The organism is Pseudomonas sp. 2822-17 (assembly GCF_002742485.1).
Taxonomy (GTDB): Bacteria; Pseudomonadota; Gammaproteobacteria; order Pseudomonadales; family Pseudomonadaceae; genus Aquipseudomonas; species Aquipseudomonas cyclaminis.
On sequence record NZ_LJRZ01000721.1, the window covers coordinates 1 to 306 of the forward strand.

General features: G+C 34.6%; 1 protein-coding gene. It reads right to left on the reverse strand.

The features are described from left to right. Window positions 1–306, reverse strand: a 306-nt coding sequence (locus tag AOA60_RS33505; protein WP_218240845.1) for a hypothetical protein, incomplete at both ends; no start/stop codon positions are given.

Sequence of the window (306 nt, forward strand, 5' to 3'; positions counted from 1 at the left end):
GTTTTCCTACCCGGCTTTCTCATTGTTTGAATATGATCAAATAATGGCTCATGACATTCTGAAAGGTTACAAACTTCCGCTGGCCAATAATTCATCTCCATATTTATATTAATCGTATATTTACTATCCCAAGGCGGAAGCATATTATCGTTCCATATCCCTTGTAAAGTTGCTGGCAATGATTTCGGTCGACTACATGATATAAGTAAATATCTTCCAAAATGAAAGTATGTACTCATTAAATCCGTATCTTCTTCACCATTTTTGATTAGCTCTAGTCTAGTATTTGTAGGTAATTGACGCTTT